We start from the raw sequence: 23873 nt of genomic DNA, 5'->3' as shown, positions 1-23873 counted from the left end.
TAACTAATAAAAAGGCGTTTAGCTTTGGTTAATATAAATTCTGCACGATATAACCCGAAAGATATTGGGGTTACACAATAATTAATCGTGCTTTTTTGAGTTAGTATTCACACGGTAATATATTTCATATAATTATTAACGTCCTTTCTTTATCTACTCATCAACCCTACTTCCCACAATTGTGAATGCCGGTTTGATTGCACTTTGCTGCTACTCAGCTCGCCATCGCGGCAAGTTTGCCAGAGATCCAGCGATCAATCCGTCAATTAAACCGTAAAATGAACGCACTGACGGTCATTTGCCCGATGCCAACATCGTCTATTTTATTCTTCAGAATTGCTTTTGACATTTACCACGGCCTTTTACACACTGTAAAAATACCCACTACTGCAGGAGACCCGCCCATTGGAAGCCAGCGCGATCTATAGTCTGTTTATCATCGGTTCCGTGCTGGTCGCATCAAGCATCCTGCTAAGTTCCTTTTCCTCGCGGCTCGGCATCCCGATTCTGGTGATCTTCCTCGCCCTCGGTATGCTGGCCGGCATTGACGGTATCGGCGGCATTGCTTTTGATAACTATCCTGCGGCTTACCTGATCTCTAACCTTGCGCTGGCGATAATCTTGCTGGACGGCGGCGTACGTACCCAGGCCAGCTCATTTAAAGTCGCTTTAGGACCGGCCCTGTCGCTGGCTACCGTTGGCGTGCTGATTACCGCGGGCTTAACCGGCATGGTAGCCGCCTGGCTGTTTAAGCTCGATCTGATGCAGGGCTTTCTGGTCGGAGCGATTATTGGCTCAACCGATGCGGCAGCGGTGTTTTCGCTGTTGGGCGGCAAGGGACTGAATGAGCGCGTCAGCGCGACGCTGGAGATTGAATCCGGCAGTAATGACCCGATGGCGGTATTTCTTACTATCACGCTGATCGAAATGATTCAGCAGGGGCAAAGCGGCCTGAGCTGGATGTTTGTGGTGCATCTGGTGCAGCAATTTGGCCTCGGTATTGTATTAGGACTGGGCGGTGGCTGGGCGGTTCAGCAATTGATCAATCGCATTTCCCTCGCTCACGGTCTCTACCCGCTGCTGGCGCTCAGTGGCGGCATCCTGGTCTTTGCCCTGACCACCGTACTGGAAGGCAGCGGTATCCTGGCGGTTTATCTGTGCGGTTTTGTCCTCGGCAACCGCCCTATCCGTAACCGCCACGGTATTCTGCAAACTTTCGACGGGATGGCCTGGCTCAGTCAGATCGGCATGTTCCTGGTGCTTGGACTGCTGGTGACGCCATCGGATCTGTGGCATATCGCCCTGCCGGCGATGATCCTGTCATTGTGGCTGATTCTGGTGGCGCGTCCGCTGTCGATTCTGATCGGCCTGATGCCGTTTCGCGGCTTTAATATTCGCGAACGCTTTTTTATCAGTTGGGTCGGCCTGCGCGGAGCGGTACCGATTATTCTGGCGGTATTTCCGATGATGGCCGGGCTGGAAAACGCCCGGTTGTTCTTTAATATTGCCTTCTTTGTCGTGCTGGTGTCACTGATGCTACAGGGCACCTCTCTCGGTTACGCCGCACGTAAAGCGCGGGTAGTGGTGCCGCCGACCGGCGCACCAATTAGCCGGGTCGGCCTCGATATTCATCCGGAAAATCCCTGGGAACAGTTTGTTTATCAGCTAAGCGCCGATAAGTGGTGTGTCGGCGCGGCGCTCCGCGATCTGCATATGCCGCGTGAAACACGAATTGCCGCCCTATTTCGTGACAATCTGCTGCTGCATCCAACGGGCAACACCCGGCTAAAAGTGGGCGATGTGCTCTGTGTGATTGGTCGTGAACGGGACCTGCCAGCACTTGGCAAACTGTTCAGCCAGTCGCCTCCGGTCTCTCTTGATCAGCGCTTCTTTGGTGATTTCATACTCGAAGCTGATGCCCGCTTACGCGATATCTCGCAGATATATGGTCTTGAGCTGGATGAAGATATTGACGATCAACAAACGCTGGGGCATTTAATTCTCGGCATGATTGGGGGTGCGCCAGTGGTCGGCGATCAGGTGGAATGGAAATCGCTGGTGTGGACGGTGGCAGAGAAGCTGGATAATCAGGTCGTTAAAATTGGCGTACGCGTCGCTGAAGATAAGGAATAATCTGAGCGCAGACACCTCGATTTCCTAAGCGGAGCGACTACGCTTACTGTTCACGTCTTTCCGGAGGGAGAATAATATGGGTCATGTACTCAAAATTGGTCGCTACGAGATTATTGATGCAGAAATGGATACTGAAAACCTCGATACCATCAGTATTCCCTGCAGCACTAATCCCGGTCTCAGTTACCAACTGGACGGTTGGGATACCGAAACCAGCGTTCCCGCGTGGATTGACGGCAATCCGGTCGATCTTGATCTCGCGCATTATGATAAGCAACTCAACCACTGGATTCTGAAAAAACCTGTCTGATCTTCTCGCTGCCGCCTGTTGTTTAATGCGGCAGCGATTTTTCTGAAACATTAAATTTTCTGTGATTATTTCAATAACCTGAATTATCGGAACATTCTTTAATCGGTATTTTCTAAGATAAGTTTTATTTATTTTCAGACTATTGCCCTATTAACTAATTCCAATTTGTACTGCATAATCGTTCGCGTTACCAGAAAGCTTAAAGCGTTAAATCACTCCTGGTTAAATTATGCTGGTGTAGCATTGCTCACCCTGAATACTAAAAGCAGATAGGTTATTAACAAATATCGTTCGTTGCCCGGACCTGGCGCGCGTTCAGGATAACCCACTACTTGTTATAAGAGAGCAACTATCTATGGAAGACATGAAAGCCATCTCCCGCACGCGGCGTCTATACGACCAGCAGGAGATGTTGATGAGTGGTCGCCACCTTTTTTCACGTCGCCCCTCACAGTTTATGAAACGCGCTTTCGATGTTGTTTTCGCCTCACTCCTGCTGCTGTTCCTTACGCCAGCGCTATTAATACTCTGGTGGATGGCATCGCGCGATGGCGGTAAAGCCATTTATGGCCACCAGCGCGTGGGACAGAATGGCAAAACCTTTACCTGCTACAAGTTCCGCACCATGGTCGTCAATGCCGATGAGCGCCTGACCCAATTACTTGCCACCAGTGAGCAAGCGCAGCTGGACTGGGAAGATGATTTTAAGCTGGAGCAGGATCCACGCGTCACCGCTGACGGCAAGTTCCTGCGCAGCACCAGCCTCGATAAACTGCCGCAGCTGTGGAATGTACTGCGCGGTGAGATGAGTCTGGTGGGCCCGCGTCCTCTGATGGCGGTAGAGCTGGAACGCTATAACACCCACGCCGGTTATTACCTGGCGGCGAAGCCGGGGATCACCGGATTGTGGCAGGCTGAAGGGCGTCAGGGTAAAGATTACAGCACCCGTGCCTATTACGATGCATTGTACGTCAACAGCTGGACGTTGTGGTCGGACAGCCGCATCCTGTTCAAAGCTGCGGGGCAGCTATTGAGTGGTAAATCACACTGATCAACCGCTGGCCCGGTGATAGTAATGCGCGTTATTGCAATACGCATTACTATCACTGCTTATTCCCCACCTTTCTGTAATTTTCCCTTTTCTTTTCGCTGCGTTAGCTCTACCCTGTGCGGCTTGTTTTTTATCGGATTGCGCGCCCTCTTATATGCAAAAATACACTCTGCTGCTGCTGAGTCTGGTTCTGCTGGCTCCTCTTGGCATCGATCTTTATCTGCCAACTCTGCCACAAATTGCCGAAGGTTTAGACACCCCGGTCAGTAATATTCAGACCACCATTCCACTGTTTTTGCTGGTGATGGGGCTGGGTCAGATTGTTGCCGGTCCCCTGGTTGATAACTTCGGGCGTAAGCCGATCGCGATTATTGGCCTGCTGCTGTATATCGCTGGCAGTATCCTCGGTGCAATGGCAATCAACTGGCCAATGTTCCTTAGCGCTCGCCTGATTCAGGGTATCGCGGTCTGCTGTACCGCAGTGGTAGCATTCAGCGGCGTGCGTGACCGTCTGGACGGCGAAGAGGCGGCGCGGGCTTATGGTTTTCTTAACGGCGCGCTGAATATTGTTCCGGCTCTGGCACCCATGCTCGGTGGCTTTCTGGCCGATGCCTTTGGCTGGCGTGCGCCCTTCTGGTTCCTTACCAGCTATGCGCTGTTTATTGGTGTGATTGTGGTGTTCTTCCTGCCAGAAACCCGCCCTGCTGATACCCAGCCGGTAAAAGGCCTGCCGCTGCGTCAATACTGGCAAATTCTGAAACAACCGCGTTTTTTGGCGTTTGCCTTCGCTAACGCTGGTGCACTGGGCATGGTACTGACCTATGTTTCACTGGCACCGCAGGTGCTGATGACCGAAGGTCATCTCAGCGCGCTGCAATTCTCCATCGCCTTTGGAACTAATGGCTTCTGGATTATGCTGGTCAGCGTTGTGGTGAATAAAATGATCCGTAAGGTTGGCCGTCCGGTATGTCTGGCGATCGGTAGCCTGGCAATGCTGCTCGGTGCGCTGATGATGTACGGCGGTGTGGTGTTATTACCCGACGCCTGGCAGACCAACTGGGCGATGTATATGCTACCGGTTGCGGTATCGGTCGCGGGCCTGGCCTTTACCGTTGGCCCGGCGACCAGCTATGCACTGGAACCCTATCAGCAACAGGCGGGAGTCGCTTCAGCACTGGCTGGCTTTATTCAGATGGCCGGCGGCTCATCAGCCGGCTTACTGATGATGTCGATACCACTGGGTGAGAAAAGCGCGCTGGCGCTGATGATGCTGACAGGTGCGATATTAAGTTTCATTGCATGGCGTTGCAGTAAAACAGTGCGCGGCCGAATCACCGCGCTCTGATCATTAACCCATCACTACCGGTACCCGTGGGGCGAGCGCGCACATCAGCTCATAGCCCACGGTGCCGGCAGCACTGGCGACCTCATCGATTTTCACCGCGTTGCCCCACAGTTCCACTTTGCTGCCAATTCCAGCCTGTTGACATGGCGTCAGATCGACCATAATCATATCCATCGACACTGCGCCCAGCGTCTGCGTCCGCACACCATCCACCACCACCGGTGTGCCGGTCGGAGCATGACGCGGATAGCCATCGGCATAACCGCAGGCAACCACCCCAATACGCTGCACATCGGATGCCCGATATCGGCTGCCGTAACCGACGCCATCACCCGCCTGCAAATTCTGAATGCCGATAATTTCGCTGCTGAGGCTCATTGCCGGTTGCAAACCGCTGCCGGCAATATCCTGCCACTGGCCGCTCGGCGATGCGCCATACAAAATAATACCGGGGCGCACCCAGTCAAAATGACTTTCAGGATGCCACATCGTCGCCGCCGAGTTGGCCAGCGAGCGTCGGCAGTTCAGCCCTTCAGCCGCCCGCTCAACGCGCTGCATCGGCGCAATAATGCCGTCCGGCTTCTCTGCCTCAGCAAAATGCGCCATTAAGGTCATCTCCGCGACGTTGTCCAACGCGCGCAGCTTTTGCCAGACGTTATGCACCACTTCGGGCTGAAAGCCTAACCGGTTCATGCCACTGTTGATTTTGACATAAATATCCAGTGGCGCTGACAGCTGCGCTTCAGCAATGGCCTTAATCTGCCAGTTACTGTGGACACTGGTCGTCAGCCGGTAGCGATCGATAAGTTCCAGCTCATCGCGATGGAAAAATCCTTCCAGCAGCAGAATCGGTTTCTTCCAGCCGCGCTCACGCAGCAGGATCGCCTCTTCCAGATTAAGCAGCGCGAAACCATCAGTATCTGACAAACTTTGCCAGACGCGATCGATACCATGACCATAGGCATTGGCTTTAACCACTGACCACACGCGCGAGCCAGCTGCAGCCTGGCGAGCGATAGCCAGATTTTGTCGCAACGCGGCAGTATGAATGGTTGCGACAATCGGACGTGACATAACCTCTCCTTGTAACCCTTAACGCGAAACGTTAGCGCTTTGTAATGGTGTGCTGGCTGATGGGGTAAATCCCGGCAGATAGCGCATTACTGACAAATCGTCGGCAGCGATATCCGGGGTGTTACCAGAAATGATATCAGAAAGCAGCTGACCGGATCCGCACGCCATGGTCCATCCGAGCGTTCCGTGACCGGTATTCAGGAAAAGATTTTTTAGCGGCGTCCGCCCGACGATTGGCGTTCCGTCTGGGGTCATCGGGCGCAGCCCGCTCCAGAAGGTGGCCTGTTCAATATGGCCGCCCTGCGGATAAAGATCGCGGACGACCATTTCCAGCGTCTCACGGCGAGCCGGCAGCAACTGATTGTTGTAGCCGACAATTTCTGCCATGCCACCGACGCGTATCCGCTGATCAAAACGGGTGATTGCCACTTTGTAGCTCTCGTCCAGCACGGTTGAAACCGGTGCGCACGCTTCATCTTTGACGGGAATGGTCAGCGAATAGCCTTTTAACGGATACACCGGAATATCGAGAATATTATGCAGCAGCGCGGTGGAATAGGAGCCGAATGCCACCACATAAGCATCGGCCTTGATCACTTCATCACCGCATTTAACGCCATAAATTGCATGGCCATCACGCAGCAGGTGATCAACCGGCGTATCAAAACGGAAAGTGACGCCTGCGGCGGCAGCCATTTCTGCCAGCCGCCGGGTAAAGAGCTGGCAGTCGCCGGTTTCATCATTTGGCAAACGTAAACCACCGGTCAGTTTATGACTGGTCGCCGCCAGTGCCGGTTCTACCGTTGCCAGCTGGCTGGCTTCCAGCAGTTGATAAGGCACGCCAGCCTGCTGCAATACGGCAATATCTTTCTCTGCGCTCTGGTATTGCTGCTCGGTACGGAACAGCTGTAGCGTACCGCCCTGACGCCCTTCATAGGCGATTCCGGTCTGCTCGCGCAGCAGCTTCAGGCAGTCACGGCTGTACTCCGCAATCCGCACCATGCGGCTTTTGTTCTGCTGATAGTGACGCATGTCGCAGTTACGCAACATTTGCCACATCCACTGCAGCTGGAAGCTGCTGCCGTCAAGACGGATTGCCAGCGGCGCATGGCGCTGAAACATCCACTTCACCGCTTTTAGCGGCACGCCCGGCGCTGCCCAGGGGGCAGCATAACCCGGAGAAATCTGACCGGCGTTAGCGGCGCTGGTTTCCAGTGCCGGTCCGGGCTGGCGATCGATAACCGTCACCTGATGGCCCGCCTGCGCCAGATACCAGGCACTGGCTACTCCAACCACCCCACTTCCAAGAATGACAACTCGCATAACCACTCCACGGCAGTTAGTAAAAGAATAATATACTGTTTATACAGCCTGGCTTCAGATGATGATACTAACGAAAATCAGCAGCCAACGCGGTGAACTATTTCACATCTTTTTTACCTGAGTGGTAAGCAAAAAACACTAACGCAGCAAAATTCGGAATAAAATCTCAGTTTCTGCCCCTTTGCAGTAGCAAGTTATGCTGTTATTGAGTTTTTCGACATCTGTCAGCAGAAAAAAATCGATGATACAAAAATCTTATAAACAGAATATTATTCTAAAAATATTGACCATATTCGCATCTTTCAATATTTGAATGTTCTTTTCACTGACCGACTCTATTTTCTGCCAAATATTTCATTTGTTTTCCTGTTTCGGATGGGAGACAGTGAACTATCATTGAAGTATTCGCTCAGATTTTCGGGGTTTCTTTGTCGGAAGAAAAACAGAGAAAACTCAGGTCACTATGAATGGTTATTTTAGCCTCAGCAGCAGGTTGAGACTGGAAGCCAATTCTCATAAGAGGGGTGCGCTATGACGACTATTTTTGACGATGCTATCAGGCACAACAAAAGAATCAGTGACGGACCCGACTGGACCTTTGAACTGCTTGATGTCTACCTGGCAGAGATCGATCGGGTAGCAAAACTCTACCGGCTGGACACCTATCCGCACCAGATTGAAGTTATCACGTCCGAACAGATGATGGACGCTTACTCCAGTGTTGGCATGCCGATTAACTATGCACACTGGTCGTTCGGTAAAAAGTTTATTGAAACCGAGCAGCGCTACAAACATGGTCAGCAGGGTCTGGCGTATGAAATTGTGATCAACTCCAACCCCTGTATCGCCTATCTGATGGAAGAGAACACCATTACCATGCAGGCGCTGGTGATGGCGCATGCCTGTTATGGTCATAACTCTTTTTTCAAGAATAACTATCTGTTTCGCAGCTGGACCGATGCCAGCTCGATTGTCGATTATCTGCTGTTTGCCCGTACCTATATTGCCAAATGTGAAGAACGCTACGGCGTTGAAGAGGTCGAGCGGCTGCTCGACTCCTGTCACGCACTGATGAATTACGGTGTGGATCGCTATAAACGCCCACAAAAAATTTCGCTACAGGAAGAGAAAGCGCGTCAGAAAAGTCGTGAAGAGTATCTGCAGAGTCAGGTGAATACGCTGTGGCGTACGCTGCCGCGTCGTGAGAAAGAGGAAGTCCATACCGAGGCCGCGCGCTACCCTTCTGAGCCGCAGGAAAACCTGCTGTACTTTATGGAAAAGAATGCGCCCTTGCTGGAGTCATGGCAGCGCGAAGTGCTGCGTATCGTGCGCAAGGTCAGCCAGTACTTTTATCCGCAGAAGCAGACCCAGGTGATGAACGAGGGATGGGCCACGTTCTGGCACTACACCATACTGAATCATCTGTACGACGAAGGTAAAGTTTCCGAACGCTTTATGCTGGAATTTCTGCACAGCCATACTAACGTGGTTTATCAGCCGCCGTATAACAGCCAGTGGTACAGCGGAATCAATCCGTATGCGCTCGGCTTTGCTATGTTCCAGGATATTAAACGTATCTGTCAGTCACCCACGGAAGAAGATCGCTACTGGTTCCCGGATATCGCCGGAAAAGACTGGCTGGAAACGTTGCATTTTGCCATGCGTGAATTTAAGGACGAGAGCTTTATCAGCCAGTTTCTTTCACCGAAGGTGATGCGCGATTTTCGGCTGTTTACGGTGCTGGATGACGATCGCAATAACTATCTGGAGATTGCGGCAATTCATGACGAAGCCGGTTATCGCGCCATTCGCCAGCAGCTTTCCGCTCAATATAATCTGAGCAATCTGGAACCCAATATTCAGGTCTATAATGTCGACCTGCGCGGTGACCGCTCATTGACGTTACGCTATGTGCCGCAGGATCGCGCGCCGCTGGATAAAAGCCGCCGCGATGTGCTGAAGCATGTGCACCGGCTGTGGGGCTTCGACGTGCATCTTGAACAGCAGAATGAGGATGGCAGCACCGAGATCCTCGACCGCTGCCCGCCGCGACCTTCGGCGTTATAAAGGGTCGTTAATACCGGCTGCGACAACGCCGCCGGTATTAGCGCGGGAATATTATCGACGCTGATGCGCAAGATCGGCAGGCATGGTTTTCTGCATGCTGTGCCAGATATCACCACTTTGACGGCCATAGTCACGTACCGCATCAACAATCGCGTCAAACTGCTGATTCTGACTGATAGTCATCAGCTGCTGGTAAAAGTTCTGCGCCAGCTTGCGTGCTTCAGGATTTGAGAAGTAATAACGCCCAACGCGGGTATACAGCCCTTTCAGCCCGTTAAGAATCAGACCATAAATCGGATTGCCGGAAGCGAATGCCAGCCCGCGGAAAATATTGTAATCCAGCTCGGTATAAGCCTCGGCATGGTCTTCGACGTGATTAGCCGTTTCCAGCACTTCCTGCGCTTTTTCCGCATGATGACGAATCGCACGGCGAATAAAGATTGAGGAAATATTGGTGCGCACTGACAGAAGATTATCAATCAGCTGCGGGACGCTATCATGATCGAGACGTGCCAGCGTTTCGAGGATATTCAGCCCGGATGTTTCCCAGAAATTATTCACCCGCGTCGGTTTACCATGCTGAATGGTTAACCAGCCGTCTCGCGCAAGGCGCTGCAACACTTCGCGCAACGTGGTGCGAGTGACGCCAATTAATTCAGAAAGCTCGCGTTCTGCGGGTAAAATGGAACCAGGTGGAAAACGGCTATTCCAGATGCTCTCAATAATATACTCTTCAGCGAAACCCGCTGGGCTTTGCGCCTTAATGACCATAGCGTTTGTTCTCGTGGCTCTCATATACTGCAAAAAATTCAGCTCATCATACCAGAGCCCCCAGGCATGACATAGCCTGACAAGACGGTAAAAAGCGATCGCGGTGAGAAATTCGGAAAATTATCTGTAGCATAATCATATTGCCTGCGTGCAGGATGCGCTTTACCCTTCCTTACATTGCGACTGCATAATAAAAACGAGGATACGGTTAACGATGGATATCTCTGTCACGCGCGCGATGACTCGCAACTTTCTTGGGCAATCGCCAGAGTGGTACAAACTGACACTGCTGGCTTTTCTGATTATTAATCCACTGCTGTTCTTTTTTATTAGCCCCTTCCTGGCAGGCTGGCTGCTGGTGGCAGAGTTTATTTTCACCCTGGCGATGGCGCTTAAATGCTATCCGCTGTTGCCCGGCGGCCTGCTGGCGCTGGAAGCAATTGCTATTGGCATGGCCAGCCCCGAACAGGTAAAAGCAGAGCTGGCGGCGAATCTTGAAGTGCTGCTGCTGCTGATCTTTATGGTGGCGGGTATCTGGTTTATGAAGCAGCTGCTGCTGACGCTGTTTACCAAAATGTTGCTGAACATCCAGTCGAAAGTGCGCATCGGGCTGGCATTTTGCCTCGCCGCCGCTTTTCTCTCTGCGTTTCTTGATGCCCTGACGGTTGTGGCGGTGGTTATCAGCGTGGCGATGGGTTTTTACGGCATTTATCATCGTGTAGTGTCGAATGGCAGCGATCAGCTGAACCATGATGACAGCGATATTGAAGACGCCGATCAACGGCTGATGCTGGAAAAGTTTCGTGCTTTCCTGCGCAGCCTGATGATGCAGACTGGCGTCGGCACCGCACTGGGTGGCGTAATGACCATGGTCGGCGAGCCGCAAAATCTGATCATAGCCAAAGCGGCCGGCTGGAACTTCAGCGAATTCTTTTTGCGCATGGCGCCGGTCACCGTGCCAGTGCTGATATGCGGCATTATCACCAGCGTAGTGGTTGAACGTTTTAAAATCTTTGGCTATGGCGAACCGTTGCCGGGGAAAGTGCGTGAAATCCTGCAAGATTACGATCGCCAGTCGGCGGCAAAACGCACCCGTCAGGAAAGCGTACGCCTGTGGGTGCAGGCTGCTATTGGTATCTGGTTAATCATCGCACTGGCTTTCCATCTGGCAGAAGTCGGATTAATTGGCCTGTCGGTGATTATCCTCGCCAGCTCGCTGTGCGGCGTCACGGATGAACACGTGATTGGTAAAGCCTTTACTGAAGCACTGCCGTTTACCGCGCTGCTGGCGGTATTCTTCGCCATCGTCGCGGTGATTGTTGAACAGCAGCTCTTCAGCCCTCTCATCCATTTTGTACTGCAAGCTGAACCCGGTTCACAACTGACGTGGTTCTACGTTTTCAACGGCCTGCTCTCTTCCATCTCCGATAACGTCTTTGTTGGCTCGGTGTATATCAATGAAGCGAAAAATGCCTTAACCAGCGGAGCGATCGGGGTGCAGCAATTCGAGCTGTTAGCCGTTGCCACCAATACCGGTACTAACCTGCCGTCGGTCGCCACCCCTAATGGTCAGGCGGCGTTTCTTTTCCTGCTCACCTCAGCGCTGGCGCCTCTGATTCGCTTGTCTTATGGCCGTATGGTGTGGATGGCACTGCCGTTCACCGTGGTGCTGTCGGTGGTGGGACTGCTGTGTATTGAATTTACCCTGCAACCGATGACCGGCTGGTTATTGCAACACGGCTGGATCAATTCTGCCGGGTTGTAAAAGCATTAGTTAATAATTGTTTATTTTAAGTCAGTTATCCGATTAATTTTTCGCTGTCGAGGCTGGCAGCGCATCGCTTTTGGTTTACACTGCGCTATCAAGGTTTATTGCATGGAAAGACTATGTTGCGATTTTTAAATCAATGCTCCAGAGGACGTGGTGCCTGGTTACTATTGGCTTTTACCGCTTTCGCACTGGAAATGGTAGCGCTCTACTTCCAGTATGGCATGGGGCTGAAACCCTGTGTGATGTGTATTTATCAGCGTTTTGCTTTATTAGGGGTGATAGCCGCAGGGATCCTTGGCGCAATTGCCCCCAAGAGCCCGTTGCGCTTTGCCGGGATTGCCCTGTGGATCTACAGCGCATGGGAAGGTGTACGCCTCTCTTACGAGCACACTATGATTCAGCTACACCCGAGTCCCTTTGTCACCTGTGACTTTGCTGCACGTTTCCCAACCTGGCTGCCACTGGATAAATGGCTGCCCTCCGTGTTTGTTGCCAGCGGCGACTGCATGGAAAAGTCATGGTCTTTTCTGACTTTCAGCATGCCGCAATGGATGTTGGTATTGTTTGCCGCATATCTGGCGGTTGGCGTTCTGGTGCTGATTGCCCAGCCGTTTAAACCTAAGCGCCGCGACCTGTTCTCACGCTAAACAGACAGCAAAACGGGCCTGACGGCCCGTTAACTATTTTGCCCAGCTCGGGCGATTCATGATGTGATCTTCCCAGTCCACCACTTCACTTTCGCGCACCGCAATATGCCGCACTGAAATACGTTCAGCATGCATTGCCGCTTTAGATCCGCAGCGCAGTGGATGCCACACGGGTAATCCCTTTCCCTCGGCCAGCAAACGGTAAGCACAGCTTGGCGGTAACCAGGAGAAGGTCGGCAGATTGTCACGGGTCAGCTTGATGCAGTCCTCTTCAAATTCGAAGCGGCGCTCATAATTGCGACAGCGGCAGGTCTTAATATTGAGTTGATCGCAGGCGACATTGGTGAAATAAATTTCATCGGTATCTTCATCCTGCAACTTATTCAGACAACACTGGCCACAACCATCACATAAGGATTCCCATTCCTCATCGGTCATTTGCTCCAGCGACTTCTGTTGCCAGAAAGGGATTTGAGTCTCTGTCATCGTTGTGTCCTGATTAGTGAAAACCCGCACCTTATAAAGGGTTCAGGCGGCAGATGCAACTGTTACAGCACCCGCGTCGCAATACCGTGCCCACCAAGCGACAGCTCAAGCTTATCACCCGAAGCCATCGGGCCAATGCCTTCCGGGGTGCCGGTGATCACCACATCGCCGGCGCGCAGGGTAAAGTAGCGGCTCATATAGGCAATCAGCGGCAGAATTTTAGTGATCATATCAGAGGTGCTGCCGTGCTGCCGGACTTCTCCGTTCACCAGCAGTTTCAGCTCGGTATTCTGTGGATCAGCGGCAAACTCGCTGGCGGCGATAAAACCGGACAGCGGGCAGGAGTTATCAAAGCCTTTGGCTTTTTCCCACGGCTGACCGGCTTTTTTCAGCTCAGACTGTACATCTCGCAATGTCAGGTCGAGGGCGATACCGTAACCGGCAATCGCTTTTGCCACATGCTCTTCCGAGGCGTGTTTCAGCGTGGAGCCAATCAAAACCGCCAGCTCAATTTCGTGATGGACTGAACCAAACTCTTGCGGGATGGCAATAGGCTGGCGCAGATCGCATATTGCCGTTTCAGGTTTAATAAAAATTACCGGCTCGGTCGGCGTCGCGCTGCCCATCTCTTTAATGTGTTTGGCATAATTACTGCCGACACAAACCACTTTGCTGACCGGAAAATCTAACAGTGCGCCTTGCCAGTTACGATGCTGATACATGCTTTTCCCCTGCTTGTGAGTGATTGGCAACGCCAGCCTGACTGCCGGCGTTAATCCTGTCATAGCTTACTCTGCGATCGCGTCAGCCATTTTACCGATGCTGATAGCGAAATAATAAGAGCGATTCCAGTGCATGATGGTGCGGAAATTGTCATAAACCATAAATGCCCGCCCTTCCATATCATCGGGAAGAATGATCCAGGCGCGCTGCGAGGTGTCCGGCAGCGATACGCTGTTCGTCATGCGTATCCCCAGCTTTTGCCACTCGCCGACGCTTTTCGCCTGCTGCTGTTTCAGGCCCGCCTGCTCTTGCACAAAATCAACCGGCAGCACCACTTCGCGCCCCTAACCTTCGCCAGCGCGCCAGCCCTCTTGCGCCAGATAATTAGCGGTTGAAGCAAACACATCGTCGGTATTGTTCCAGATGTCGATTTTGCCATCGCCGTCGCCGTCAGCGCCGTAACGCAGGAAAGAACTTGGCATAAACTGATTCTGCCCCATGGCTCCGGCCCAGGAACCTTTCATCTCACTGGCGGCGATATGCTGCTGCTGAATGATATTCAGCGCCGCAATCAGTTCTTTAGTGAAGAAAGCTTCACGCCGGCCTTCAAAAGCCAGCGTCGCCAGCGCGGAAATCACATCTTCCTTACCCTGGATTTTGCCAAAACTACTCTCCATCGCCCATAGCGCGACAATATATTGCGCCGGTACGCCATATTTCTTGCTGATTGGCGCTAAATCTTGCTGGTAGCGCTGAAAGTTTTCCTTCGCCTGCTTAATTTTCCAAGCCGGTAATGTCCGCGCAAGATAATCATCCAGCGTCACTTTCTTTTCTAATTGATTACGGTCTGACTGAATAACCCGATCAACAAAGTGCACGTCGGTAAAGGCGCTTTGCAGTGTACTGTCGCTGATGCCCTGCGCACGCGCCTTCGCCTTCAGCTGTTCCACATAAGCAGGAAACTCAGCGGGATTGCGCCCTTCGGTGGCCAGTGTGGTTTTGCCGTTTCCCGGCTTCAGAAATCCACCGTTTTGCGCGGAGGCGGCAGCAGGAGCAGGCTGCGATGCAGCAGGAGTCGTTGCGGCGCTGTTATTACTGGCACATCCGCTGAGTAAAATCGACAGGGTTAGCGCACTCATGGCTGTCAGCTTCATGCGGGCATCCTTTATTTATCGGGTTTATCCGCCGCAATTTAAACCTCAATTTAAGGAATGCGACGGAGATATTTACAGATGATTCTTAATTCCGCTTAATTACTATTTTCCAGATGCATCTTAAGCAGACTTTCCAGTGGCGGGGGCAGCTGCAAATAATAGCCCTGCTCTTCCAGTGCCGCCTTCACTTTGGTCAGATCGGCATTAACCAGTTTTTTACTGCCGTCAAGCGGCAGCAGCATGGAAAGCTGTGGTTTACCAAAACCTTTCAACAGCTCTTCAGGAACGCGGGAGAAATCGTCTTTTTTTTCAACGTACAGATAAGTCTGGTCGCGCTGCGGGCTTCTGTAGATCACACAAAACATATTTTTTACTCGAATTAACCGGGATGGTCACTTGCCTGAATATAGCAGTAACTATAACATGCTTGCAGTACTTCGGAATAATGTGTCGACATGATTAGCCAATTGCAAAATTAAGCATAATTGAGTCGGGTACAGACATAACAGGACTGAGTCAGCACAGATGTCGCAAACGCCAATCGAGTTAAAAGGCAGTAGTTTTACGCTGTCTGTAGTTCACTTACACCACTCTCAACCCGAGGTGGTTCGCCAGGCGCTTCAGGACAAAATTGACCAGGCTCCCGCCTTCCTGAAAAACGCGCCAGTGGTTCTCAATGTCGCGACCCTGTCTGGTGATGTTAACTGGAAACAGATGCAGCAAGCGGTGATCTCAACCGGTTTACGAATCGTTGGTGTCAGTGGTTGCAAAGATGAAAACCTGAAACGAATGATTGCCCGTGCGGGTCTGCCGGTGCTGGCCGAAGGTAAAGAGCAGAAACGTCCGGCGGAGCCTGCTGCGGTAATTGAAGCCGCTACGCCCGCTGAAAGTACGGTGCTGAAAACGCGCGTGGTCAATACGCCGGTGCGCTCCGGCCAGCAGATTTATGCACGTAACGCTGACCTGATCGTCACCAACAGCGTCAGCGCCGGTGCCGAACTGGTTGCTGATGGCAATATTCATATCTACGGTATGATGCGTGGTCGTGCGCTTGCCGGAGCCAGTGGCGATCGTGATTGCCAGATTTTTTGTACTAACCTGTCAGCTGAATTGGTGTCGATTGCTGGTGAATACTGGATTATGGACCAGATTCCTGCTGAGTTTTTTGGAAAAGCTTCGCGCCTGAGCCTGAAAGATGGCGCGTTGACCATTCAGACATTGAATTAGTCGGGCCTGATTTACAGCGTCATTCGCACATAATGTTGGCGGGCTAATGCCTGCCGCTGCATGACCAGTAAAATAGCCTGTTGGAATAGCCACAGCCCCTTTTTTAAGGAATTAATCAATATGGCACGCATTATTGTAGTTACATCGGGTAAAGGGGGCGTTGGTAAGACCACGTCAAGCGCAGCCATCGCTACAGGCCTGGCGCAGAAAGGCAAAAAAACGGTGGTGATCGATTTCGATATCGGTCTGCGTAACCTTGACCTGATTATGGGTTGCGAGCGCCGTGTGGTATATGATTTCGTCAACGTCATTCAGGGTGATGCCACGCTGAACCAGGCGTTGATTAAAGATAAGCGCACCGAGAACCTGTTTATTCTTCCGGCTTCTCAGACCCGTGATAAAGACGCCCTGACGCGCGAAGGCGTGGAAAAAGTGCTGAACGATTTGGGCACGATGGAGTTTGATTTTGTGGTCTGTGACTCACCGGCAGGTATTGAAACCGGTGCGCTGATGGCACTGTACTTCGCTGATGAAGCGATCATTACCACAAACCCGGAAGTCTCTTCAGTACGTGACTCCGACCGTATTTTAGGCATTATCGCCTCAAAATCACGCCGCGCAGAAAATGGTCAGGATCCGATCAAAGAACATCTGCTGCTAACCCGCTACAACCCAGGCCGCGTAAACCGTGGCGACATGCTGAGCATGGAAGATGTGCTGGAGATTCTGCGCATTCCACTGGCTGGCGTAATTCCGGAAGATCAATCAGTACTGCGCGCGTCCAACCAGGGCGAGCCGGTAATTCTTGATAGCGAGTCCGATGCTGGCAAAGCCTATGCCGATACCGTTGATCGTTTACTCGGCGAAGAACGCCCCTTCCGCTTCATTGAAGAAGAGAAGAAGGGTTTCCTGAAACGCCTGTTCGGGGGATAAACCATGGCCTTACTCGATTTCTTTTTATCCCGTAAAAAGAGCACAGCTAATATAGCCAAGGAACGGCTGCAAATCATCGTGGCAGAACGTAGAAGGGGCGATAGTGAGCCCCACTATCTTCCGCAGTTGAAGCGCGACATACTGGAAGTGATCTGCAAGTATGTAAAAATAGATCCAGAGATGGTAACCGTACAGCTGGATCAAAAAGGAGATGACATTTCGATTCTGGAGCTGAACGTTACGCTGCCAGAAGTGGAAGAAACCACGAAATGATTCTTCATTACCGTTAAGTTTCCCCTGCGCTGTTGCAGGGGAAATGTTTTCAGCGTGGCGGTTTAGTACTGCGCCAACAGTTGGTTTATCTCTTTTTCCATCAGTTCACCACGCCAGCCGGCTAACAGCTCCGGTAAACGCTCACGTGGTTTGATACGCCAGTGCCAGCTTAACAGCTGATTGATCTGACGACGTGACGCCAGCAGCTCCTGACTCAATCCTGAGCGCTCACTCGCTTCCTGTACCAGTGCTTTCAACGCCTTAAACGCCCTTTTATAGTCCGGGTGTTCAATAATATTGCTCAGCGGCTCTGGCAGCTGATCTTCCGGTAGCGCATTGGCCTGCTCAACAAAACCCACCAGCGTTTTACCGTGGAAGCGGATTTCATGACCGTTGAGGCCGAGATGATCCAGCTCGCCCAGCGAACCCGGCATATAGCGCGCCACTTTCCACAAGTTCTCTTCACGCACCACAAAGTTGACCGCCATATCCTTCTCACGCGCCAAATCGAGACGCCAGGCCGCCATCAGCCGCAGCGCCGCCAGCTGACGTGGGCGCAACTGCCAGGCATTGCTGATTTCGCGCCACGCGTCTTCCGGCAGCAGAATATCGCTACGACGCTGACACAGCAGCTGACATTCACTCAGCGCAGCAGCCATCTGACCTGCTGCTTCGGTCTCAGCCACCAACTTATGGGCAATCGGCAGCAGATAGAACACATCGGCAGCGGCATATTCACACTGGCGCTCAGTCAGCGGACGAGCAATCCAGTCGGTTCGCGACTCGCTTTTGTCCAGCGCAATGCCGGTAAAAGACTCCACAATGGTGGCAAAACCGCAGGATAGCGGGCGGCCGCTAAACGCCGCGAGGATTTGCGTATCAATCATCGGCTGCGGCATCACGCCGAATTCGTTGAGAAACACTTCCAGATCTTCGCTACCAGCGTGCAGAAACTTGATCACCTTAACGTCACTCAGCAACGCTTCAAACGGCGACCAGTCGCTGATGGCCAGCGGATCGATAAGCGACAGCCGCTCACCATCGTACAGCTGGATCAAGCCTAAACGGGGATAGTAAGTGCGGGTACGGACAAATTCGGTATCCAGCGCCAGCGCCGGGAACTGGCGCGCAGCCTGACAAACCTCGGCCAGCGCATCATCAGTCGTAATTAGTGAATAATTCAAAGTGGTTATCTCTCGCCGCCTGCAAACTGAAAACAGGCAGTACTCAGGTGTTGATATCAATAAAAACGCCGGGATTTCCGGCGTTTTTTAAACTGTTAGCAGCAATACTCCAGGCTACTGACTCTCTTTCGCTACTTTTATCGCTTCGTCACGCAGCTCACGACGCAAAATTTTACCGACATTGCTTTTCGGTAGCTCGTCACGAAATTCGACAATTTTCGGCACTTTATATCCGGTTAAGTAGCGACGACAATGCTCAATAAGCTCATCTTTGCTCAGTGAATCATCCTTTTTCACTACGCAGATTTTTACCGCTTCGCCGGACAGATCGCTTGGCACACCGATGGCGGCGGCTTCGCGCACTTTCGGATGTTGCATCAGCACATCTTCGATCTCATTCGGATAGACGTTAAAGCCAGAAACCAGAATCATATCCTTTTTGCGATCGACAATCCGCAGGAAGCCTTCATGGTCAACGGTAACAATATCGCCGCTGCGAAGCCATCCATTTTTTAACACTTCATCAGTGGCTTTGGGATGCTGCCAGTAACCGAGCATTACCTGTGGCCCTTTGATGCAAAGCTCACCGGGCTCGCCCTCTGGCACTTCGTTACCCTCATCATCCACCAGTCTGATATCGGTAGAGGGCACCGGTAAACCGATGCTGCCATTATGGCAGGTAATGTCGTAGGGGTTAACCGACACCAGCGGTGAGCACTCTGTCAGTCCGTAACCTTCCAGCAGATAGTGCCCGGTTAGTTTTTCCCAGCGCTCAGCCACCGCCTTCTGCACCGACATACCGCCACCGGCCGATAAACGCAGTGAGGAGAAGTCCAGTTTCTGGAAGTCTTTGTCATTCAGCAGCGCATTAAACAGAGTGTTGACGCCGGTAATGGCGGTGAAGGGATACTTACCCAGCTCTTTAACCAGACCGGGAATATCGCGCGGGTTGGTAATTAACAGGTTACACCCGCCCAGTTCGATAAACAGCAGACAGTTAACCGTCAGCGCGAATATATGATACAGCGGCAGCGCGGTGACCACGCTTTCATTACCGTCCTGCAATAACGAACCATACGTGGCCTTGGTCTGCTCAAGGTTGGCCTGCATATTGCGGTGGGTCAGCATCGCGCCTTTCGCCACGCCGGTGGTGCCACCGGTATATTGCAGGAAGGCCAGATCGTCATTAATGATGTCCGGTTTAACATATTGTAACCGGTAGCCCTGATGCATGGCGCTGCGAAAAGAGACGGCGTTCGGCAGGTTATATTTTGGCACCAGCCGCTTAATGTACTTAACGACAAAGTTAACCAGAGTGGCTTTGGCCGGAGAAAGCTGATCGCCCAGTCGGGTGAGGATAACGTGTTTAACCTGAGTTTTCTCCACCACCTTTTCCAGCGTATGGGCAAAGTTGGAAACCAGCACAATGGCGCTGGCACCACTGTCATTCAACTGATGCTCAAGCTCGCGCGGGGTATACAGCGGATTGACGTTGACCACAATCATTCCGGCGCGCAGCACGCCAAACAGCGCTATCGGGTACTGCAACAGGTTTGGCATCATCAGTGCCACCCGGTCGCCCTTTTTCAACCCCAGCCCTTGCTGCAAATAAGCCGCAAACGCCCGACTGCGCTCTTCCAGCTTACGGAAGGTCATCGCCTGCCCCATATTGATAAATGCGGGCTGATCGGCATAGCGTTTTGCCGCCTGCTCAAACAGGTCAATTAACGACGAATAGCGCTCAGAATTTATTTCAGCCGGAACGTCGGCCGGATAACGGTTAAGCCAAACCTTTTTCAAGGATTCACCTCGGAAATTATAATTTGTTGTCATCGCAGCCTCTGCCAGCACGCCTTGTTAACAATATTTTAACTCAGCGTACCAGTTTGCAGATCTCTCTGTGACGAGGTTGCGAAGCACATCACTAAATTTCTCAATCCCTGAGAAATTAAATAAAAAAGCCCGGACGCTGGATACCGCGACCGGGCCGCAAAATGTTTTAACACGATGTTACTGCGAGGATTACTCTGTCAAAATTGTTTGTACCTGCGCCGGTGCGGGATTGTAAAAACCGCCCCACGGGCCTGGGCCCCAGTAGCCGCCATGTCGGCCGCGCGGTGGACCGTACCAGATCCACGGGTCTATCGGCTGTGGCGGAACAATAACCTGTTGTGTCATATGCCAGCGCTGATAACCACTCACATTCACTACCACAAAGTTATAGGAAGCCTTACCGATTTCCCCTTTTTCAGTGCCGGTAATCTGCCCGACGACCGTCACCATTTGATTATTCACATCGACCGGATCGATAAAACCATTCACATCGGCAAATATTCGCCCGACAGAAGCCGAGCCGAGAATAGGCCGCGCGCCGTCATCCAGTCGCTGAGTGGCAATCTCTAAACGCGTGCGACCGGTGAGATTAGTGACGTTCACCACCTTACCGCCGAAGCGCGCTTCCTGACCGACAAAGAGCTGTGGCGCGTTCATCACGCGCAGTAAATCTTGCTGTGGAACGGCCGAGTTTCCTTTTACCGAATCGGGTATGGAAACGCAGCCAGAAAGTAAAACAGTTGCCAGCAATAAAGCACTGACCGGGCCAAAAAAACGTTTACGCATCATGATCTCTCCCTGTACTGTTTTTTAGACTCTCAGCCGGTAAAAAAGTTGCCGGTTACTGACGTCCAGGCAATTTTTTCCAGGTCACTTCGTTGCGCAGATAAGTTGGCTCGGCATGCTCTGCGGCAACGGTGTTGCCTGCGGCCAGCGCCAGCACCGCCAGTGGCAGCATATCTTGCGCGGCGGGCAGTTCAACGGCGGTAGCGGTTAAGCGTAAAGGACTTTGCGCCGCTAACTCCGGCCAGGCTTGCCAGCCGGTGCCAACCGTGGCCCATTCGCCATCCAGCTGTGCCATACGCGCCATGGCTGCGTCCGGCTTCAGCACCGCTTCAGTGCTTTCACCCAGCCAGTTACCCTGCTCATCGCGCTGGTACTCTGCCCAGTAGACTTCGCCCATCCGCGCGTCAATCGCTGCCAGCACCCGGGTAGCACCGGTCTGACGCCATGCGCCCTGCGCCATGGTCGCCAGCGTCGACACGCCAATCAGCGGAAGATCGGCGCCCAGCCCCAGCCCCTGCGCGATACCAATGCCAATACGCACGCCGGTAAAACTGCCCGGTCCACGGCCAAAAGCCAGCGCATCCAGCTGGCTTAAGCTTAACTGATTATTTTCCAGCACCTGCTGCACCATCGGCAGAATGCGTTGCGTATGCTCACGCGGACAGAGTTCAAACAGGGCATCAATGTTTTCATCATTTAACAGCGCTACTGAACAAGCTTCAGTGGCGGTATCAATGGCTAAAATTCGCGTGGACATAGCAACCTCAGGCGGGATAAAAATTTTCGGCGGCATCTTAGCACAAGGTACCGCGAATTACTGCGCTGACGCAGAGGTAAGGAAATCAACTGCCTGCTGGATATCGCGGGTACGTGGCGTCGGCGGCAAGCTGTTAAGAAATACAGCGCCATAGGGGCGCATAACCAGCCGGTTATCGCAAATCACCAGCACGCCACGATCGTCAACATCACGAATCAGACGCCCCACCCCTTGTTTCAGAGTGATAACCGCGTCCGGCAGCTGCACATCATCAAACGGCTCACCGCCGCGCACCTTGCAATCTTCCATCCGCGCTTTTAACAGCGGATCGTCAGGCGAGGTAAACGGCAGCTTATCAATAATCACCAGTGACAGCGCATCGCCGCGCACATCGACGCCTTCCCAGAAACTGCTGGTGGCAACCAATAAGGCGTTGCCGGCAGCAACAAACTGTTTCAGCAACTGTCCTTTGCTGGTCTCGCCCTGCAACAGCACCGGCAGGGTCAGCAGCGCGCGAAACTGTTCTGCCAGCTCACGCATCATTTTGTGCGAGGTACAGAGAAAGAAGCAGCGGCCATTATTCGCCTCGATCAGCGGTAACAGCATGCGAGCCAGCTGACGCGCACCGTCTGGCTGATTCGGTGAAGGCAGATTACGCGGCACGCACAGCAGCGCCTGGCTGGCGTAATCAAACGGACTGGAGAGAATCATCGACTCTGCACCCGTTACGCCCAGCCGCTCAACGAAGTGGCTCATCTGTTCATTAACTGAAAGCGTCGCTGAGGTGAAAATCCACGCTGCCGGGCGCTCATCCATCACTTCGCGGAAGCGTTCGGAGACCGACAGCGGCGTCAGCGCCAGAACAAAGTGGCGTGAATTACACTCATACCAGTAGCTGTAGCCCGGCTGCGACACGTCTTTCAACCGCTTCAGCCGGTTGCGATACAGCGCAGCACGTTCAAAAGCAGCATCCAGCAGCGCCGAGCGACCCAGCGACATTTTTGCCACGTCGTAACAGAGTTCCAGTGCGTCATCCAGCAATGTCAGCGCCCGCTGAATATGGCTGTCACTGAGTAGTTCACGTAAGTTGCCGCGAAAACCCGGATCGCCCAGCGCCAGGCGAAAATCCTGCGCACACTGCGCCAGCCGATCGGCAGATTTTTGCAACTGCTGGGCATCGCGGATTTCGGTGCGGTAGGCAATGGTAATATCTTTCGCCAGATCGATTAACTGACGGCTGGAGAGCTGCTGTCCAAAATACTGGCTGGCAATATCCGGCACCTGATGGGCTTCATCGAAGATCATCACGTCGGCTTCGGGGATTAACTCGGCAAAACCGCTCTCTTTCACCACCATATCGGCGAGAAAAAGATGATGGTTAACCACCACCACATCGGCATCCATCGCGCGACGGCGCGCTTTCACCACAAAGCAATCTTTATACAGCGGGCAGTCACTGCCGAGGCAGTTATCATTAGTGCTGGTCACCAGCGGCCAGATGGTACTGTCTTCGGCCACGCCGCCGCAGGTACTGATATCGCCGTCCACGGTTTCATTTGACCAGCCGCGCAGATGAACCAGATCGCTCATTGCCTGCACCGCCAGCTCACCACCGGCCATAGACTGCTGTTCGAGACGTTCAAGACAGAGATAGTTGGAGCGCCCTTTCAGCAACGCGAGGCTGCCTTTGAATTTCAGCGCACGCGCTACGGTCGGTAAGTCGCGGCTGTACAGCTGATCCTGCAACGCCTTCGAGCCGGTAGAGACGATCACTTTTTTACCGGAGCGCAGTGCCGGAGCCAAATAGGCAAAAGTTTTACCCGTGCCGGTACCCGCCTCGACTACCAGCTCGCTGCGGTTTTCAATGGCTTTGGTGACCGCCTCAGCCATTTGTCGCTGCGCTTCACGCGGTTTAAAGCCGGGAATTTCCCGCGCCAGTGCGCCATCTGCTGCAAAATCGTCTGCCACATACCCTCTCTGTCGGAGAAAAACACTGTAATTATGTCAGTATTTTGTATCCTCCTC

Annotated in this window: 21 protein-coding genes and 1 pseudogene; 10 read left to right on the top strand and 12 right to left on the bottom strand. The window is 52.6% G+C overall.

Translation table 11 applies throughout. The annotated features are described in order from the left end of the window. The first annotated feature begins 405 nt into the window (after positions 1–405). From ACP3TC_RS09185 to ACP3TC_RS09170, 4 genes are all read left to right on the top strand, one after another. Positions 406–2133: a potassium/proton antiporter gene (locus tag ACP3TC_RS09185; RefSeq protein ID WP_313852232.1), complete on the top strand. Its 1728-nt coding sequence runs from the start codon at positions 406–408 to the stop codon at positions 2131–2133. Between the two features lie 76 nt (positions 2134–2209). Continuing rightward, a complete protein-coding gene (locus ACP3TC_RS09180) occupies positions 2210–2443 on the top strand; it encodes a DUF1480 family protein (RefSeq protein ID WP_426818067.1) in 234 nt (77 codons plus the stop codon). A gap of 364 nt (positions 2444–2807) precedes the next feature. Beyond that, the gene (locus ACP3TC_RS09175) at positions 2808–3494 is read left to right on the top strand and encodes a sugar transferase (protein ID WP_426818066.1); all 687 of its coding nucleotides are present in this window, start codon (positions 2808–2810) and stop codon (positions 3492–3494) included. Positions 3495–3648: 154 nt separating this feature from the next. Next, positions 3649–4839 (top strand): multidrug effflux MFS transporter, encoded by a 1191-nt coding sequence (locus ACP3TC_RS09170; protein WP_313852234.1) that lies wholly within the window; start codon positions 3649–3651, stop codon positions 4837–4839. Positions 4840–4842: 3 nt separating this feature from the next. On the opposite strand, the gene dadX is transcribed toward ACP3TC_RS09170, so the two are convergent. Together dadX and ACP3TC_RS09160 are read right to left on the bottom strand one after the other, a co-directional pair. Next, positions 4843–5913, bottom strand: coding sequence for a catabolic alanine racemase DadX (gene dadX, locus ACP3TC_RS09165; RefSeq protein ID WP_313852235.1), 1071 nt, complete (start codon positions 5911–5913; stop codon positions 4843–4845). Positions 5914–5931: 18 nt separating this feature from the next. After that, entirely contained in the window at positions 5932–7236 is a 1305-nt protein-coding gene (locus ACP3TC_RS09160) for a D-amino acid dehydrogenase (RefSeq protein WP_313852236.1), read from the bottom strand. A gap of 531 nt (positions 7237–7767) precedes the next feature. On the opposite strand from ACP3TC_RS09160, the gene ACP3TC_RS09155 reads away from it, so the two are divergent. Further along, positions 7768–9303, top strand: a complete 1536-nt coding sequence (locus ACP3TC_RS09155) for a SpoVR family protein (protein ID WP_426818065.1) — start codon at positions 7768–7770, stop codon at positions 9301–9303. A 51-nt stretch (positions 9304–9354) separates the two neighbouring features. Here ACP3TC_RS09155 and fadR read toward each other — a convergent pair whose 3' ends face one another. Beyond that, positions 9355–10074, bottom strand: coding sequence for a fatty acid metabolism transcriptional regulator FadR (gene fadR, locus ACP3TC_RS09150; protein ID WP_426818064.1), 720 nt, complete (start codon positions 10072–10074; stop codon positions 9355–9357). A 214-nt stretch (positions 10075–10288) separates the two neighbouring features. Between fadR and nhaB the strand changes: the two genes are divergently transcribed. Both nhaB and dsbB read left to right on the top strand, forming a co-directional pair. Then, positions 10289–11839: a Na(+)/H(+) antiporter NhaB gene (gene nhaB / locus ACP3TC_RS09145; protein ID WP_313852240.1), complete on the top strand. Its 1551-nt coding sequence runs from the start codon at positions 10289–10291 to the stop codon at positions 11837–11839. A 122-nt stretch (positions 11840–11961) separates the two neighbouring features. Beyond that, entirely contained in the window at positions 11962–12492 is a 531-nt protein-coding gene (gene dsbB, locus ACP3TC_RS09140) for a disulfide bond formation protein DsbB (protein WP_313852241.1), read from the top strand. A gap of 33 nt (positions 12493–12525) precedes the next feature. Here the strand turns inward: dsbB and ACP3TC_RS09135 are convergent, their stop codons facing one another. The 4 genes and pseudogenes from ACP3TC_RS09135 to ACP3TC_RS09120 all read right to left on the bottom strand — a co-directional run bounded on the left by ACP3TC_RS09135 (position 12526) and on the right by ACP3TC_RS09120 (position 15220). Then, complete coding sequence (locus tag ACP3TC_RS09135) at positions 12526–12978, bottom strand: cysteine cluster protein YcgN (protein WP_426818063.1); 453 nt, start codon at positions 12976–12978, stop codon at positions 12526–12528. A 62-nt stretch (positions 12979–13040) separates the two neighbouring features. Further along, on the bottom strand, positions 13041–13700 hold the full coding sequence (locus ACP3TC_RS09130; RefSeq protein WP_426818259.1) for a fumarylacetoacetate hydrolase family protein: 660 nt from the start codon (positions 13698–13700) through the stop codon (positions 13041–13043). Between the two features lie 66 nt (positions 13701–13766). Then, a pseudogene (locus ACP3TC_RS09125) lies at positions 13767–14855 on the bottom strand (lytic murein transglycosylase). 95 nt (positions 14856–14950) lie between these two features. Then, complete coding sequence (locus tag ACP3TC_RS09120; RefSeq protein WP_313852245.1) at positions 14951–15220, bottom strand: YcgL domain-containing protein; 270 nt, start codon at positions 15218–15220, stop codon at positions 14951–14953. 160 nt (positions 15221–15380) lie between these two features. Here ACP3TC_RS09120 and minC point away from each other — a divergent pair, with 160 nt between their 5' ends. The 3 genes from minC (at position 15381) to minE (ending at position 17288) form a co-directional block, all read left to right on the top strand. Next, on the top strand, positions 15381–16082 hold the full coding sequence (gene minC / locus ACP3TC_RS09115; protein ID WP_313852246.1) for a septum site-determining protein MinC: 702 nt from the start codon (positions 15381–15383) through the stop codon (positions 16080–16082). Between the two features lie 120 nt (positions 16083–16202). After that, on the top strand, positions 16203–17015 hold the full coding sequence (minD, locus tag ACP3TC_RS09110) for a septum site-determining protein MinD (protein WP_052900116.1): 813 nt from the start codon (positions 16203–16205) through the stop codon (positions 17013–17015). A gap of 3 nt (positions 17016–17018) precedes the next feature. Then, positions 17019–17288: a cell division topological specificity factor MinE gene (minE, locus tag ACP3TC_RS09105; protein WP_052900115.1), complete on the top strand. Its 270-nt coding sequence runs from the start codon at positions 17019–17021 to the stop codon at positions 17286–17288. A gap of 62 nt (positions 17289–17350) precedes the next feature. Here minE and rnd read toward each other — a convergent pair whose 3' ends face one another. From rnd to ACP3TC_RS09080, 5 genes are all read right to left on the bottom strand, one after another. Next, positions 17351–18472, bottom strand: coding sequence for a ribonuclease D (gene rnd / locus ACP3TC_RS09100; protein ID WP_313852248.1), 1122 nt, complete (start codon positions 18470–18472; stop codon positions 17351–17353). A gap of 114 nt (positions 18473–18586) precedes the next feature. Beyond that, positions 18587–20272, bottom strand: a complete 1686-nt coding sequence (gene fadD / locus ACP3TC_RS09095; protein ID WP_313852249.1) for a long-chain-fatty-acid--CoA ligase FadD — start codon at positions 20270–20272, stop codon at positions 18587–18589. Positions 20273–20494: 222 nt separating this feature from the next. Then, a complete protein-coding gene (locus tag ACP3TC_RS09090; protein WP_313857738.1) occupies positions 20495–21091 on the bottom strand; it encodes a Slp family lipoprotein in 597 nt (198 codons plus the stop codon). Between the two features lie 55 nt (positions 21092–21146). Beyond that, on the bottom strand, positions 21147–21848 hold the full coding sequence (gene tsaB, locus ACP3TC_RS09085; RefSeq protein ID WP_313852250.1) for a tRNA (adenosine(37)-N6)-threonylcarbamoyltransferase complex dimerization subunit type 1 TsaB: 702 nt from the start codon (positions 21846–21848) through the stop codon (positions 21147–21149). 57 nt (positions 21849–21905) lie between these two features. After that, positions 21906–23816 (bottom strand): ATP-dependent DNA helicase, encoded by a 1911-nt coding sequence (locus tag ACP3TC_RS09080; RefSeq protein WP_313852251.1) that lies wholly within the window; start codon positions 23814–23816, stop codon positions 21906–21908. Between the last annotated feature and the right edge of the window lie 57 nt (positions 23817–23873).

Origin of the sequence: Winslowiella sp. 2C04, assembly GCF_050037805.1 — a bacterium.
Classification (GTDB): domain Bacteria; phylum Pseudomonadota; class Gammaproteobacteria; order Enterobacterales; family Enterobacteriaceae; genus Erwinia; species Erwinia toletana_A.
Note: the sequence above shows the minus strand (reverse complement) of the source record. Positions and strands in the feature narration are given on the sequence as shown.